Origin of the sequence: Tropicibacter sp. Alg240-R139 (genome assembly GCF_900537075.1) — a bacterium.
GTDB lineage: Bacteria > Pseudomonadota > Alphaproteobacteria > Rhodobacterales > Rhodobacteraceae > Falsiruegeria.
Genome location: NZ_UNRA01000003.1, coordinates 458,462 through 473,177, shown reverse-complemented (window position 1 = coordinate 473,177; position 14,716 = coordinate 458,462). Strand labels below are relative to the sequence as shown.

Genomic DNA, 14,716 nt, shown 5'->3' with positions numbered 1-14,716 from the left:
CAAGGTGACGAAGAATCTATAAAAAGCGTCGGGCAATCCACAAAAATCACCCTGGAAATCACCCAGGCAATGAACGGCGCTGACGGCGCAGGACAAACGGTGTTATCCCGTAGAAACTCTTGTAAACCGCTGAAAATCCATTGGGGAATCCGCATGCCAGCCCAATTTCACGCACGCTCATCGTGGTGTTGAGCAGCAAGTTGTTGGCCTTGGCCAGCCGCATTTCGCGATAGAATGTGTTCGGCGTGGCGCCAAGATAGGTTTTGAATTTGCGTTCCAACGAACGATTCGACAGGCCAAGCGCCGCGACGATTTCATTGATCGGCACCGGGTCTTCGACATTGGTCTGCATAATCTTGATGCATTGATCCAGCTTGTCGTCCCCGGTTGTCGTCGTCTTGATGCCCGAGAACGGCTGTTGCGAACCAAAGTCGCGGATTTTCTCATGCAATAGAATATCGGCCACGGTCATTCGCGCCGCTCCTGAGATATGTCGCCCGATCACCTCAAGCGTCACGTCCACGGTCGCCCCCATTCCGGCACAGGTAACGACGGGGCCGTTTTCGGTGGCGATTGAGAAGTTGGCGTCAAAGGCTCCGGTGCGCTCGCGTAGGAAGGCCGAGTTTTCCCAATGCGTTGTATGTGAGTCCAATTCGCCATTGTCGTGGATGTACCGGCTTGCAGCCTCGGCCAACAGAAACACCTGTGCTCCACGATAGGTGTAATCCGACACTTTGCGACCCAAAGCCAAATCTGCGCAGTCAGGATCGGCATTACCGATGACAAAGACGTAATCCGCATTGGGCTGGCTGATGATACGCTCGGTCGACACAATCGCACCCGAGCTGCCTTCGATCATCCCGCCCGACAGCGAGCGATAAGTCCAGGCAAATGGTGGCGTCGGGCAAACGCGGTTGGCCAGGCGGATGACGTCAATCACCCCCGCCAGTTCCGTCAGGACAAAGCCATTCGCCACGATAATATCGAATTGCCATTGCCGGATGCCCTCCGAGACCAGACGCAACTTGTTCTTTTCACCCATGTCACCGCCTCCTCTTGGCGTTTTGAGAACAGTGGCACCGCAAGTACTTTGCCGCGCTTGGCGCTCTCAGACCTTTTGCGATCCGCTTCTCTCACACGATTCCCAAAACGTCCTAAACGATCCGATGCCCTGCGTCCCGCAATTGGCGCGCCAATTCTGCAATGTGTTCGGGCCCAACTTCGCAACATCCACCGACAATCGACGCCCCCTGCACGACCCACCCCATGGCTTGCGCAGCGTAGGCTTCGGGGGCAAGATCCGTCCGTTGCTCTAGCGCATCGACAGTTGGGGCGTCTTTCAGGAACCCCTCGCTGATGCGGGTAAAGCCGTTGGCATAAGCTCCGAACGGGCGGCCAAAGCCCTTGACGATGTCCAGAGCGGCGGGGATCGCTTCGGGGCGGGAACAGTTGATCAGAACCGCATGCGGATCGAATTGTTCGATCAACGGCGCGATATCGGCCAAAGCCTCGCCTGAGCGCAGGTGCGTTCCGTCATCATCCCTGACCGACAGCGCCAGCCAAACCGGCTTGCCCTTGCCCTCAACCCCGCGCAAAGCACCTTCGGCCTCTTGCACGGAACAGACCGTCTCAAGCAGGAACAGATCTACGCGGTCCTTCATCATGTCAGCTAGCTCGCTGAATTTTTGTGCCGCCTCATCCGGATCTGGGTTCAGGTCCGGGCGATAGGACGCCAGCAGCGGCCCAAGCGAGGCTGCTATTTGCCCTTTGCTCTCACGTGCACGCTCGGCCTGCGACAATGCGGTTTCGATCAGATCAGGCAATTGGTCTTCCATGTCGACACGCACCAAGCGGGATCGGTGCACCGCATAAGTATTGGTTGTGGCAACCGTCGCGCCCGCATCGAAGTACGACTTATGCACGTCGCCGACCAGAGCGGGATAGTCGATCATGACACGAGTGGACCACAGCGGGGTCGCCCGGTCACCGCTAAGCTTGACCAGTTCCTGCCCGATCGAGCCATCCAGAAGAGTAATATCGGCCATTCCACGTTCTCCTTAGGGGATCAGCACCAGTTTACCCGGCAACGTCTTGCTTTCAAAATCCGCCTGAGCCTGCGCAATATCGCGAAGCGGATAGGTTTTTGAGATCAGGGGCCGGATTTTCCCAGCGTTCATCAAGCCCACCAATCGGCCAAAGACTTCGGCCGGTTGATAGGTACATCCGTGGATTGTGATGTCACGCAAATAGATTTCGCGTAGGTCAGCTTGAACCATCGGCCCAGCGATGGCACCGGAACAGGCGTAATGCCCGCCAGGCTTCAAGGCCAGGATCAGATCGGCCCAGCTGTCCCCGCCCACCACGTCAATGACCACGTCATAGGTTTCGCTCGGAATAGGTGCGCCGCGATCAATGGTGTTAGACGCCCCCTGCCTCAGAACAACTTCGGCCTTTGTTGCACTGGTCATACCGGTCACGGTGGCCCCGCGCAGCGCGGCCAATTGAACCGCGGCCAACCCGACACCACCCGACGCTCCAGTGATCAGCGAATGATGTCCTGCAGTGACCCCCGCTCGAGTCAGCAGGTTCTCGGCCGTTCCAAAGGCACATGGAATGGCGGCGATTTCTTGATCGTACAAAGGGGACGCTGACACATCATACAAATCATCCGCTTCAACCAAGCAATACTGCGCAAACGCGCCATCCATCTCAGAACCCAAGGCGATGAAGCCTTGCGGATTTCCCGGGCGCGGACGTGGCAGGTTGATTGGGCACGTCACACGTTGGCCAGGCTCGAACCCGGTATCCGGCCCAACAGCCACCACATGGCCACATAGATCGCCGCCCTGAATGCGTGGAAACGCAAGCGCACCACCCCAACCGCCCGCGTCAACATCCTGATCCACATCAGACGTGGCCCCCGTCACATCCGAGGAATACCAACCAATGCGAGTGTTGATGTCGGTGTTGTTCACACCTGCAGCTGTCACGCGCACCAGAACCTGTCCGCGGTCAACTGTGGGCACAGGAATATCAGCGCGCCATTCCAACATGTCTGGCCCGCCGTGGCCGGTCAGATAAACACCTTGCATGGTTTTTGGTATGGTCATCCGATCGCACCTTTCTCAGATCAGCCTCGCCCGATTGCTCGGACGAGGGTGCGACACAAATATGGCTGCATTCCCAATCAGGGTTTGAGCCATACTTTGCTTCAACTTATCGCCTCATGCGCGCAGGCGCTCGTTTGCCGGATCCCAAAGCGGTTTGTCCTCTTGTACCACGGCGCGACATTTCTGACCGTAGATTTCGACCTCCAGCTCGGTGCCGGGCTGCGCCAGCTCGGCGCGCACCATGCCCAGCGCGATTGACGTGCCGACGCGATAGCCCCAGCCACCGCTGGTGGTTTCACCGACGATTTCGTCGCCCGACCAGATGCAGGACATATAGGGCGCGTCCGCATCCCCGGCCTCAACCGTCAGCGTCACAAAGGATTTCTTTACACCCTGCTGCTTTTCGTTCTGGATCGCACCCTTGCCCGGGAAATCCTGCGGCTTGTCGAGCTTGACGAAACGACCAAGGCCCCCTTCGAGCAGCGAGTAATCGGTGCTCAGATCGCCCTTCCACGCGCGATAGCCTTTTTCCAGACGCAAGGAGTTCAGCGCGTACATGCCGAACGGCTTGGCACCCGCATCAAGGATGGCGTCATAGATGGCCGGCATGTCCTCGACCAGAGCATGCACTTCCCAGCCCAACTCGCCCGCAAAGGAAACGCGAACCAGATGCGCCGGACGGCCTGCAACGGTGGCTGCCTGATGGGTCAGCCAGCCGGTCGACAGGTCAGCGTCAGACATCCCGGCCAACAGGTCCCGCGACTTGAGGCCAGTCACGATCAGCGTGTCGCGGGTGGTGGTGACGTCCTGCACGGTTACACCCGTTGGCATTGCGTTCACCAGAATGTCGCGGTCATGCCATTGCGCGGTTGCGGCCGTAATCATCACGAACTCATCTTCGCCCAGACGCATGCACGACATTTCGGTCAGAATACGGCCACGGCTGTCGGCGACATAGACCAGGTTGATGCGGCCGACCTTGGGCAGGCCACCGGTGACCAGACCCCGCAGCGCCTCGGCAGCACCTTCACCGCTTAGATAGAACCGCGAGAAGCCTGGCAGGTCGAGCACGCCGACACCATCGCGTACAGCTTCACACTCTTCCTTGATGCGCCGCTCCCATGGCCCCGAGCGGCCCCAGGTGTGCGTTGCCTCAAGCGAGGTGTCGTCACCATCCTGCGCGAACCAGTTGGCGCGTTCCCAGCCGTTGTAGGCTCCCATGACGCCGCCCAATTCCTTGACCTTGGCATGGACAGGCGACAATTTCTTCTCGCGCGCGGCGGGCCATTCGTGGTGGGGGAAGTGCATGGCGTATTCGTTGCCGTAAACCTCCATACCCTTCTGGTTGCAGTAGTCCTGATCGGTGTAGTCAGTGTAACGGCGCGGATCGACGGCCCACATGTCCCACTCGGTGTGACCATCGACAATCCATTCCGCCAGCACCTTGCCCGCACCGCCGCCTTGGGCAATGCCAAAGGTAAAGGTGTGCGCTTCAAACGCGTTCTTGACGCCGGGCATAGGGCCGATCATCGGCAGACCATCGGGCGCGTAAGGGATCGGGCCGTTGATGACGCTGCTGACGCCCGAGGATTCCATAAGCGGTACACGTGCCATTGCATCAACAACGATGTCCTCGATCCGGTCCAGATCCTCCTGCCACAGCTGGAAGCTGAAATCTTCGGGCATCTTATCGCCTTCGGTCAGCCAGTGACCTTTGCAATTGGGTTCATACGGGCCAAGGTTGTAGCCGTTCTTTTCCTGACGCAGGTAATACGACACGTCCACGTCGCGGATCAGGGGCAGCTTGCCGCCGTGCTCCTTGGACCAGGCCTCGACCTCGGGGATCTGCTCGGTCAGCAAATACTGGTGCTCCATCACCATCGACGGAACAGTGCGACCGCCGAAAGGCAGGAACCATTCACCGATGCGCTGCGCATAGTAACCGGCTGCGTTCACCACATAATCACACTCGATGTCGCCTTTTTCGGTGTGCACGGTCCAGGTGCCATCGTCATGCTGCGTAACGCCGGTTGCCGGGCAGAAGCGAATGATCTTGGCGCCCATGTCACGCGCGCCCTTGGCCAGCGCCTGAGTGACCTGCGCCGGGTCGATGTCGCCGTCGGACGGATCCCACAACACGCCCTCCAGATCGTGTGTTTCCAGGAACGGATAGTGTTCCTTCGTTTCCTCCGGCGTCCACATCTCCATCTCGATTCCCTGATAGCGACCCATTGACATGGCACGCTCAAACTCTTGCATCCGCTCTTTGGTATGCGCCAGACGGATCGAGCCCGACTGGTGATAGTTCATCGGGTAATCGACCTCTTCGGCCAGGCCGGAATAAAGCTCGGTCGAATAGCGCTGCATGTTCATGATCGACCAAGAGGTCGAGAACGTGGGCACGTTGCCCGCAGCATGCCAGGTGGACCCTGCGGTCAGCTCGTTCTTTTCAAGCAGCACGCAATCGGTCCAGCCCTTTTTGGCCAGATGATACAGGGACGAGCAGCCAACGACGCCACCGCCGATGATGACCACGCGGGCCTTTGTGGGAAAATCGGACATGTCTCTCCTCATTCAGTCCTTTTGCGGCAAACCGTCCGCAATGTCGTAGTAATCGCCCTTGGAGGCGGTGAAGATGTGCTTGGTCAGGGTAAGGCCCGTAGGACCATCCACTGCGCCAAGCGCAAAGCTTGTTGTGTCTTCGTCGTGGGCCTTCCAGAACAGGAACGACCCGCAGCGCGGGCAGCTTCCGCGTTTGGCCAGTTCGCTGGCGTAGTACCAACCGACATCTCCGGTGATCGTTAGTTCCGCGTCGGGCACAAACGCCGAAGACCAGACGCCCCCCGATTGTTTTCGGCACTGATTGCAATGGCACATCGAGGCACCTTGCGGGGCGGCTGCGGTTTCAAAGCGGATGTCTCCGCAAAGGCAAGATCCTTTGATCATCGTGCACCTCCTGTCGTCGGCGTGCCGCTGGCCCCAAGAAGCACCCCGTAGATGATAAAACAAACTGCCATGACGCGGCGGACCGTCGTGTTGAAGACAGCTCCCAACGCTGCCCGCCCCATGATCGCGCCGAGCAGGGTAAAGCCCGTGTAGCTAAGCGCTGTCAGCGCCAAGGCGGTCGGCATGATCACCGTCATCTGACCCCAGATTGGGACGTCCGGCTGCACGAATTGCGAAAACGCAGCCAGGTATCCCGCAACGCTTTTGGGGTTGATCGTGGCAACAGCCAATGCATGCAGATAGACCTGACGCGCCGGGCGTACCTCGGTCGGGGCCGGTTTGGTTGCATTAACCCAGCCACGCACACCTAAGAAAATCAGAAAACCGGCCCCGACCAGCTTGGCCACAAAAAAGGCAGTCGGAGAGGCGGCGATCAGGGCAGTGATCCCAAGTGCAGAGAGGACCAGAAACGCACAGGCCTGAGTCAGGATCGCCAGCACCCCGACCATGGCCCGCGCAAATGGCAGGCTCATTCCGTTGGAAATGCAATTCACTGCGTTTGGTCCCGGCGTGGTCACGAAGACCAGCCAGAACAGCGCGAATATGGTCCAGGCCTCGAAACTCATCAGTACACCGGAGGCGCGATGACCCAGACGGCCACGGCAGGCTCGTCATAGGGGTTGGACCATTGATAAGGCTCGTGTTTGATCCGAAAGCTGTCGCCAGGCCCGACGGTAAACGCGCGGTCGCCAATCATCAGATCCAACCGTCCTGAAACCATATACCCCACTTCTTGCGTCGGACGATTGGCAGGTTTCTGCATGCAGGACCGGGGGCGAAAGGTGGAATGCACCATTTCGAAATCGTCGGTCAGATCGGGTGATAGCAGCTCTTCGATCAGTCCTTCTTCACCTGCGCCCATGGGACGTCGGGTGCCCGCACGCACTATGTAGCCCTGCTCATTTGCGGGCGCCGCGGAATGAGCGAACAGCATCGACATCGGCACGCCCAGACACCCAGCGATCTGGCGCAGGTCCGAAATCGACGGGTCGGACATGTCCCGCTCGACCTGACTGAACCAGCCGACAGAGCGACCCAACTGCCCGGCGATATCGCTGAGCGTCAGCCCACGCGCCTTGCGCAGCGCGCGAATGTCTGCGCCCAAAGTGGCGCTTTGTGGGGCCTGGCTGTTCACCAATCGCTCCTCTCTCGGTTCGTGAAATTTTTTTCTCTTTTTTCACGACTACCCGAATCCATGAAAATTCCAAGTGTTTTTTCACAGGCATTGAAACTTTCTGATTGCTGCCTCATGTGTGCGGACAAATGGAACAGAATTCACTCCTCTGGAACGCCATCATTTATGTCTGGGCCATCAATGGCTTGACCCTGGTGCTCTTTGCCTGGGACAAGTTATGTGCGCGTTGGAAGTGGCGTCGGGTGCCAGAGCATTTTCTGCTTTGGCTGGCTGTTTTGGGTGGGTCACCAGCGGCGTATCTGTCGCGCTGGCTGTTTCGGCACAAAACAAAAAAGCAGCCATTTTCACGATGGCTGCTTTCAATTCTGTTGTTTCAGATTACCGTCGGCATGATTCTAGCGGGCAAATACCTGTGACAAGATTGATGACAGTGCATCGGCGTCTTCCTGGGTGAAGGCATCAGGTTGATCACTGTCTATGTCAAAGACGGCGATCACCTCACCTTTGACGTTGTGTACTGGCAAAACCAATTCGGACCGGGTTGAACTGGCGCATGCGATATGGCCCGGAAACGCCTCGACATCCGCCACCAGCTGCACCTCTCCAGTACGCGCCGCAATCCCGCACACGCCGCGCGCAAACGGGATGACAAGGCACCCGTGCCCACCTTGATACGGGCCTATTTTGAGCAATTCAGGCTCGGTCACGCGATAAAAGCCCGTCCAATCGAACCGATCGTCTGAATGGTGGATTTCACAGGTCACCGTGGCCATCAAGGCAACCACGTCTGTTTCACGCTCGGTGAGCGAGGCGATGGTTGCTGTCAGCGTGTCATAGTTCGCGCGCATGTCGTGCTCCGCTTTTGAAAGGGATCAGGGGCATTGTCCCCTCTTGAGTTGAAGGCTCAATTCACCCCCGCCGTATTTGAAACAAAAAATAGGGTCAAATCCGCTCGATCGCGATGGCAGTGCCTTCTCCGCCGCCGATACAAATCGCAGCAATCCCGCGCTTGAGATCACGCTTTTCCAAGGCGTTGAGAAGGGTGACCATGATTCGCGCGCCGGACGCGCCAATCGGGTGGCCCAGCGCGCAAGCGCCACCGTTCACATTCACCTTGTCGCGCGAGAGCCCCATTTCGCGCATGAAGGCCATGGGAACCACTGCAAAGGCTTCGTTGACCTCCCACAGATCGACGTCGTCAGTGGTCCAGCCCAGGCGGTCGAGCAACTTCTTAGCGGCCGGGACCGGCGCTGTGGTGAACAAACCCGGCGCCTGCGCGTGGCTGGCATGACCCAGAATACGGGCTCGGACGGTAAGACCCTGGTCTTTGGCCGCGTTTGCTGATGCCAGCACCAGGGCTGCGGCGCCATCCGAGATCGAGGAGGCGTTGGCTGCCGTCACCGTACCATCCTTGCGGAAGGCGGGTTTCAGTGTCGGAATCTTGTCTGGGCGCGCCGATTTTGGCTGCTCGTCGGCATCGACGATGACCTCTCCCTTGCGGGTCTTGATCGTCACGGGCGCGATTTCACCATCGAACGCGCCACTGTCTTGCGCCTCGAGCGCGTTCGACAATGACTCAAGCGCATATTCGTCCTGTGCCTCGCGCGTGAATTGATAAGTTTCGGCGCAATCTTCTGCAAAAGTGCCCATCAATCGGCCCTTGTCATAGGCGTCCTCAAGCCCGTCCAAAAACATGTGATCGACCACCTGGCCATGACCAAGGCGGGCGCCGCCGCGCATTTTGGGCAGCAAGTAGGGCGCGGTGGACATGCTTTCCATCCCGCCGACGATCATTGTGTCGGCGTGGCCCAGAGCGATTTGGTCAAATGCCATCATCGCCGCCTTCATGCCCGAACCGCACATTTTGTTCAGGGTTGTCGCGGGCACCTCTTCGCCCAGGCCCCCAGCAAATCCGGCCTGGCGCGCAGGGGCCTGTCCCTGCCCGCCTGGCAAAACGCATCCCATCAGGACCTCGTCCACCGTATCTGTGCCAGCCCCCGACAGCGCCGCCCGAATCGCGGCCCCACCCAGTTCTGTGGCTTTGACCCCGTCAAATGCGCCCTGAAATCCACCCATCGGTGTGCGTGCAGCCCCGGCGATGACAACCTCTTTCATGAGCTCCTCCTCCAAAGTCCTGATCATGAATACTGATTGGTAAGGATTGTCATTTAGCCTACGACCAAGACAAACGCCACCTGAGGAATAGTCATGAGCCTGACAAGCACCGTAACCGATCACGCGCGGATCATCACAGTGAACGCCGATCGCATCGACGCCGCTATGGCTATCCAATTCAAGGAAGACATGCGCACGGAAACCGAAGGCGGACCAGATCGGGTCATCCTGGATCTGTCCACCGTGAAATTCATCGATTCCAGCGGGCTGGGGGCGATTGTCGCTTCGATGAAGCAATTGGAAGCGAACCGCAATCTCGATCTGGCCGGCCTTACCCCTGTGGTTGACAAGGTCTTTCGATTGACCCGCATGGATACCGTGTTCAATCTGTTTCCATCTTTGGACGACGCTCTGGCAGCTACCGCAGACCATTAATTCAAACGGATCGGAGGCGGCACCGTGACCGAGATTGGGAAGCAAGGCAAATTTGCCTTATCCTTTCGTGCAACCGAGTTGGAAGCGCGTAGTGGAATCTGCGCTGTAGCGCAGGAACTGAGGCTTCAGGGTGTATCCGAAGAAACCGCTGGCGACATAGAAATTGCCTTGGCAGAGGCGATCAACAACATTGTGGAACACGCTTACGCAGGAGTTGAGCCGGGTCGCATTCGGGTAATCTGCTCGTTCCAGCAGAGTCGGCTGGATATCAGAATTTCGGACAAAGGGGTACCTTTGCCTGCTGGCGAGTTACCAAAGGGCGCTCCGGCGATCATTACCGAGAACAAGCAGGATCTGCCTGAGGGGGGATTTGGTTGGTTCCTGATCCGGCAGCTGACCAGCGATATTCGTTACGACCGCTTAAACGGTCACAACCGTCTGTCGATGGGTTTTGATCTGACTTGAATACCGCGCGCCACAATAACGCCGCAATCGCTCCGCACTCGCGCCGCAAACCAGCAACATAAATGAGATGTAGCTGCAAATTGGCTTCCCTCGGTGTTGCGCGTAACAGCCCCCACCCAGTGCGCGACACCGAGGACTATCCCCCAAAACAAACGTCAGCGTGATTGACCTTCGCCACGCGCGACTTAATGTCGTGCCTGAAGGAAGGGAGATCCAATCCATGCGTGACTTTCACATGCCCGGCCGGTCCGAGGTTCTCGCGACAAATGGAATGTGCGCCACTTCGCACCCTCTGGGTGCCCAAGTGGCCATCGATACCCTAAAACGCGGCGGCAACGCCATGGATGCGGCAATTGCCGGGGCGATTGTTCTGGGAATTTGCGAACCGCAGATGACCGGGACTGGCGGGGATTGCTTTGTTTTGTATTCGGACCCCAGGTCTGGCGACGTCAAGGCGCTGAACGGATCGGGGCATGCACCTGCCAGGGCATCGGCGGACCGCTTACGAGACGCCGGGCATGAAACGGTTCCACTTACCAGCCCGGATGCGGTGACTATTCCGCGCGCGATCGACGCGTTTTGCCATCTATCTGAAACTGCGGGTAGGCTAGGTTTGGACGCCATTCTGCAGCCAGCGATCCACTATGCCGACCAAGGTGTTCCGGTCGCCGCCCGGGTCGCATTTGATTGGGCGAATGGTGCCGGCACACTACAGGGCGGCGCACGGACCAAATATCTATCCAACGGCAAGGCATTCCAGCGCGGGCAGATTTTCAGCGCTCCGGGGCAAGCCGAAGCCCTGCGTCGCATCGCCAAATCGGGGCGCGATGCGTTTTATTCCGGAGAGATTGCCGACGATATGGTCGCAGCGCTTCAGGCGCTTGGCGGGGTTCACACCGCCGAGGATTTTGCCGCCCCCTGTGACATGTCTGCGGCGCCGATAAGTGGGGACTACAAAGGCGTCGACCTGATCGAACATCCACCCAACGGGCAAGGGGCGACTGCGATCCTGATGCTCAACATCCTCAAGCAATTCGACATCGCGGGCATGAATCCATTGGGGTCTGAGCGTGCGCATATCGAAGCCGAAGCCGCCAAACTGGCCTACGACGCTCGCAACCGCTTCATTGCTGACCCCGACCACACTGCGCGCCTGGAGCATATGCTGTCCGTGGGCACTGCACAAAAGCTCGCCGCTCTGATCGACCCGAAACGTGCAATGGCGGCACCAGCAGACGTCAGCGAAGCAGTTCACAAGGACACGATCTATATCACAGTTGTAGATCGGGACGGTATGGCAGTGTCGCTGATCTATTCGATCTTCCACGGGTTTGGATCGGGCATCGCGTCGGACAAATTTGGTATTCTGCTGCAAAACCGCGGTGCAGGGTTCACCCTTGAACCCGGGCATCCCAACGAATTGAGCGGCGGCAAACGCCCGATGCACACAATCATTCCTGGAATGCTGGCCGAGAACGGACGCGTCACCATGCCGTTTGGAGTGATGGGCGGCGCATATCAACCCACTGGGCACGCTCGGTTCCTGAGCAACTTGGTTGATTTCAACATGGACCTGCAACAGGCAGTGGACGCCCCTCGCGCTTTTGCAGATGGGGCCATCGTCAAAGTCGAGCGCGGATACAGTGACGAGGTTCGGCAAGAACTGGCGGACATAGGTCACACTGTGGTCGTCCCGGACACCGCTCTTGGCGGTGCTCAGGCCATCCGCATCCACGACACTGGTGTCCTGGAAGGTGCCAGCGATCCCCGTAAGGATGGGTGTGCATTGGGCTATTAATTGGGTCCGACTCGCCCGATCACGGGCGGGGCACCTTAGTTCAACTGAAAGTGAAGCGGATACGAGCCGTCTTGAAATGGTCCGAACATGTCGGGAATGTCCGGATGATCCACCGGCTCGCCCGAATAATCCGCAACAAGGTTCTGCTCGGACACGTATGCAACGTAATAGCTTTGGTCGTTTTCAGCTAATAGATGATAGAATGGTTGATCCTTCAGAGGTCGGCTGTCTTCAGGAATCGCCTGATACCATTCTTCGGTATTGGAGAATTCCGGATCGACATCAAAAATCACTCCGCGAAACGGATGACGCTTGTGGCGAACCACTTGGCCCAAATGATATTTTGCGCGCGTTTTTAGCATTGCAGTTTCAGCCCCCGTGCACTGTTACTACCCTTAACGCGACGTATTTGTCCAACAATTGTACTGAAATTTAAGGAAACAGTCTGTGAACCTTGCCTTGACAGTCCTGGAAATTGTCGCCCCGGTTTTTATGCTGGCGGCGGTTGGATTTACCTGGGTGAAACTGGGATTCGAGTATCGAATTCAGTTCATCACGCGCTTTGCAATGACGCTGGCGGTGCCAAGCCTGATCTTTGTTGCACTCATGCAGACCGAGATTTCTGGTGATGATCTCGGCGTGTTCACGATCGCAACTGTAATCGGGAATCTGGCCCTGTCCGTGGTGTTCTGGATCTTTGTCAAAGTCACAGGCCTGAACCAACGTACCTATCTGTCGCCCCTGGTTTTTGGCAACACGGGCAATCTGGGCTTGCCGTTGTGCATTTTTGCCTTTGGGGACGCAGGTCTTGGCTATGCGGTCGTTTTTCTGTCTGTGACTGCGCTTTGGTCTTTCACCTATGGCATTTACCTGGTCGCGGGTCAGGGGTCGTTCGCCAAGGTCGTACGCGAGCCGATGGTCTGGGCCACAATTCTGGGTGCAGTGTTTCTGTGGCTGGGGTGGGAAACGCCAACTTTCCTAACAAATGGCCTGAGCTTGATGGGGCAGATGGCGGTTCCGATGATGCTGATCACACTCGGCGTCGCCGTGGCCCGCCTGACACCCGGCAACATTGGCCCCGCGATTGCGCTGTCGGCAATCAAGCTGATTGTCTGCGTGTCTTTGGGTTGGTCCGTGGCCGAGTATTTCGAGCTGGGTAAAGTGGCCGCTGGTGTTTTGATCGTACAATTCGCGACGCCGGTTGCTGTCACCTCGTATCTGTTGGCAGAACGGTTCGGAGCTGATTCCAACTCTGTGGCGGGGATGACTGTAGCCTCTACTGTGTTGTCGATAATGGCGATGCCAGTTGTTTTGGCATTTGTCCTCTGACCTAACGACTTACCCGCGAATGTGATTTGCGCCGCTGTGGAAATAAGTTAATATCTTGCAAAAAAGGCAAGAGGCAGATGAGCAGATCTCTTTGCGTATTGATGGTCGTGTTGCTGGTCGCAGCTTGCGGCGGCGGGTCGAAGGCCCCTCCGCGCAATCTGGACAATGCCTGCAGCATTGCCAAACAGCGCCCGGAATACATTAAGGCGTTCAAAAGGACCGAACGCAAATGGGGTGTGCCCGTGCATGTCCAGATGGCGACAATCTATCAAGAAAGCCGCTATCGGTCAGATGCACGTACGCCGCACAAATACGTTCTCGGCGTTCTTCCGATGGGACGTCAAAGCAGTGCGTATGGTTATAGTCAGGCGCTTGACGGCACCTGGGACCAGTACAAGAAAGAAACCCGCAGCCGCCGGGCCCGACGTGACCGGATGAGCGATGCCTCGGATTTCATGGGCTGGTACATGGCCACAAGCAACAGGCGCAACGGCATTGCCATGACAGACACCCGCAATCAGTATCTGGCCTATCACGAAGGCCACACCGGTTATGCGCGCGGCACCTATCGCGGCAAATCGTGGTTGCTGCGCACCGCTGACAAGGTCGCCGCACGAGGCGAGATGTACCGCAAGCAGCTGAACACCTGCGGACGGTTCAAATATTAGAGGTGAACGTGCCGCTGTAAACACAGGGGCGCTGGTTCTATTAGCGATCCGAAGAAACGCCCGGTTGCCCATCTATGAACAGATTCTGGTTCAGGCTGTTGCCCTTGGTCAGCGGCCCCAGAATGACAGTCGTGCGTGACCCTGCTCCATCGTGCACAACCCATTTGCGCAGCTCGACCGGATCACCGGTGAACAACAGATCAATCCGCCCATACTCGGGGTTTTCAGGATCTTGCGCCGACACGATGGTCGAAGTTCCATCAAAGTCGTGCCCCACCACCATTCCAGCCCGCGCCAGATCGACATTCCGTGCCAGAATGATCGACAATGGTGTCTTGCTCAGCGGGTATTGCTCGGGCGGCTGGTTCGACTTGGGGTCGTGGATAATCACCGTGCCCCCTTTGGCCACCACAACGGCGCTGTCGGGCGGGTCGTACTCGAACCGCATCCGACCGGGACGCTGCAACCACAGCTTGCCGGTGGACAGCGACCCATCGTCGTTGATCTGTGTCATCGTCGTCTGGACGGTTTTCAATCCGTTCAGATAGGTCGAAATTTCTGACAAAGGCAGTTTTTCAGCGGCCCAGGCCGCCGGAGCGGCAAGGGTCACCGCAATGGCAAAAGCGAACTGTTTCATAACCCCTAGATAGTCACC

At 57.9% G+C, this 14,716-nt stretch carries 17 protein-coding genes; 6 read left to right on the top strand and 11 right to left on the bottom strand.

Features of this window, described 5'->3' with window-relative positions; all coding sequences use genetic code 11:
- Window positions 1-58: 58 nt before the first annotated feature.
- From G6R15_RS15235 to G6R15_RS15205, 7 genes are all read right to left on the bottom strand, one after another.
- The gene (locus G6R15_RS15235) at window positions 59-1,042 is read right to left on the bottom strand and encodes a GlxA family transcriptional regulator (protein WP_164660814.1); all 984 of its coding nucleotides are present in this window, start codon (window positions 1,040-1,042) and stop codon (window positions 59-61) included.
- A gap of 112 nt (window positions 1,043-1,154) precedes the next feature.
- Window positions 1,155-2,045, bottom strand: a complete 891-nt coding sequence (locus tag G6R15_RS15230; protein WP_164660813.1) for a homocysteine S-methyltransferase family protein — start codon at window positions 2,043-2,045, stop codon at window positions 1,155-1,157.
- 12 nt (window positions 2,046-2,057) lie between these two features.
- Entirely contained in the window at window positions 2,058-3,104 is a 1,047-nt protein-coding gene (locus tag G6R15_RS15225) for an alcohol dehydrogenase family protein (RefSeq protein ID WP_164660921.1), read from the bottom strand.
- 120 nt (window positions 3,105-3,224) lie between these two features.
- Window positions 3,225-5,672 carry an FAD-dependent oxidoreductase gene (locus tag G6R15_RS15220; protein ID WP_164660812.1) on the bottom strand — a complete coding sequence of 816 codons (2,448 nt, stop codon included), beginning with the start codon at window positions 5,670-5,672 and terminating at the stop codon, window positions 3,225-3,227.
- 12 nt (window positions 5,673-5,684) lie between these two features.
- Window positions 5,685-6,056, bottom strand: a complete 372-nt coding sequence (locus tag G6R15_RS15215; RefSeq protein ID WP_164660811.1) for a GFA family protein — start codon at window positions 6,054-6,056, stop codon at window positions 5,685-5,687.
- Window positions 6,053-6,682, bottom strand: coding sequence for a LysE family translocator (locus tag G6R15_RS15210; RefSeq protein ID WP_164660810.1), 630 nt, complete (start codon window positions 6,680-6,682; stop codon window positions 6,053-6,055). Before G6R15_RS15210 ends, G6R15_RS15215 begins: the two co-directional genes overlap by 4 nt.
- Window positions 6,682-7,251: a helix-turn-helix domain-containing protein gene (locus tag G6R15_RS15205; protein WP_164660809.1), complete on the bottom strand. Its 570-nt coding sequence runs from the start codon at window positions 7,249-7,251 to the stop codon at window positions 6,682-6,684. Before G6R15_RS15205 ends, G6R15_RS15210 begins: the two co-directional genes overlap by 1 nt.
- A 128-nt stretch (window positions 7,252-7,379) precedes the next feature.
- Here G6R15_RS15205 and G6R15_RS15200 point away from each other — a divergent pair, with 128 nt between their 5' ends.
- Window positions 7,380-7,667 (top strand): DUF1294 domain-containing protein, encoded by a 288-nt coding sequence (locus G6R15_RS15200; protein ID WP_164660808.1) that lies wholly within the window; start codon window positions 7,380-7,382, stop codon window positions 7,665-7,667.
- On the opposite strand, the gene G6R15_RS15195 is transcribed toward G6R15_RS15200, so the two are convergent.
- Both G6R15_RS15195 and G6R15_RS15190 read right to left on the bottom strand, forming a co-directional pair.
- A complete protein-coding gene (locus tag G6R15_RS15195; protein ID WP_164660807.1) occupies window positions 7,647-8,099 on the bottom strand; it encodes a GAF domain-containing protein in 453 nt (150 codons plus the stop codon). The two genes, G6R15_RS15200 and G6R15_RS15195, sit on opposite strands and share 21 nt — an antisense overlap.
- A gap of 94 nt (window positions 8,100-8,193) precedes the next feature.
- Window positions 8,194-9,366, bottom strand: coding sequence for an acetyl-CoA C-acyltransferase (locus tag G6R15_RS15190; protein ID WP_164660806.1), 1,173 nt, complete (start codon window positions 9,364-9,366; stop codon window positions 8,194-8,196).
- A gap of 93 nt (window positions 9,367-9,459) precedes the next feature.
- Between G6R15_RS15190 and G6R15_RS15185 the strand changes: the two genes are divergently transcribed.
- The 3 genes from G6R15_RS15185 (at window position 9,460) to G6R15_RS15175 (ending at window position 12,064) form a co-directional block, all read left to right on the top strand.
- A complete protein-coding gene (locus G6R15_RS15185) occupies window positions 9,460-9,801 on the top strand; it encodes an STAS domain-containing protein (protein WP_164660805.1) in 342 nt (113 codons plus the stop codon).
- A 24-nt stretch (window positions 9,802-9,825) separates the two neighbouring features.
- Window positions 9,826-10,266, top strand: a complete 441-nt coding sequence (locus G6R15_RS15180; protein ID WP_164660804.1) for an ATP-binding protein — start codon at window positions 9,826-9,828, stop codon at window positions 10,264-10,266.
- Window positions 10,267-10,486: 220 nt separating this feature from the next.
- The gene (locus G6R15_RS15175; RefSeq protein WP_164660803.1) at window positions 10,487-12,064 is read left to right on the top strand and encodes a gamma-glutamyltransferase family protein; all 1,578 of its coding nucleotides are present in this window, start codon (window positions 10,487-10,489) and stop codon (window positions 12,062-12,064) included.
- A gap of 35 nt (window positions 12,065-12,099) precedes the next feature.
- On the opposite strand, the gene hspQ is transcribed toward G6R15_RS15175, so the two are convergent.
- Window positions 12,100-12,426 carry a heat shock protein HspQ gene (gene hspQ, locus G6R15_RS15170; RefSeq protein ID WP_164660802.1) on the bottom strand — a complete coding sequence of 109 codons (327 nt, stop codon included), beginning with the start codon at window positions 12,424-12,426 and terminating at the stop codon, window positions 12,100-12,102.
- Window positions 12,427-12,511: 85 nt separating this feature from the next.
- On the opposite strand from hspQ, the gene G6R15_RS15165 reads away from it, so the two are divergent.
- Both G6R15_RS15165 and G6R15_RS15160 read left to right on the top strand, forming a co-directional pair.
- Entirely contained in the window at window positions 12,512-13,393 is an 882-nt protein-coding gene (locus tag G6R15_RS15165; protein ID WP_164660801.1) for an AEC family transporter, read from the top strand.
- 77 nt (window positions 13,394-13,470) lie between these two features.
- Window positions 13,471-14,061 carry a lytic transglycosylase gene (locus tag G6R15_RS15160; RefSeq protein WP_164660800.1) on the top strand — a complete coding sequence of 197 codons (591 nt, stop codon included), beginning with the start codon at window positions 13,471-13,473 and terminating at the stop codon, window positions 14,059-14,061.
- Between the two features lie 40 nt (window positions 14,062-14,101).
- Here the strand turns inward: G6R15_RS15160 and G6R15_RS15155 are convergent, their stop codons facing one another.
- Window positions 14,102-14,698, bottom strand: coding sequence for an outer membrane lipoprotein carrier protein LolA (locus G6R15_RS15155; RefSeq protein ID WP_164660799.1), 597 nt, complete (start codon window positions 14,696-14,698; stop codon window positions 14,102-14,104).
- Window positions 14,699-14,716 lie beyond the last annotated feature (18 nt).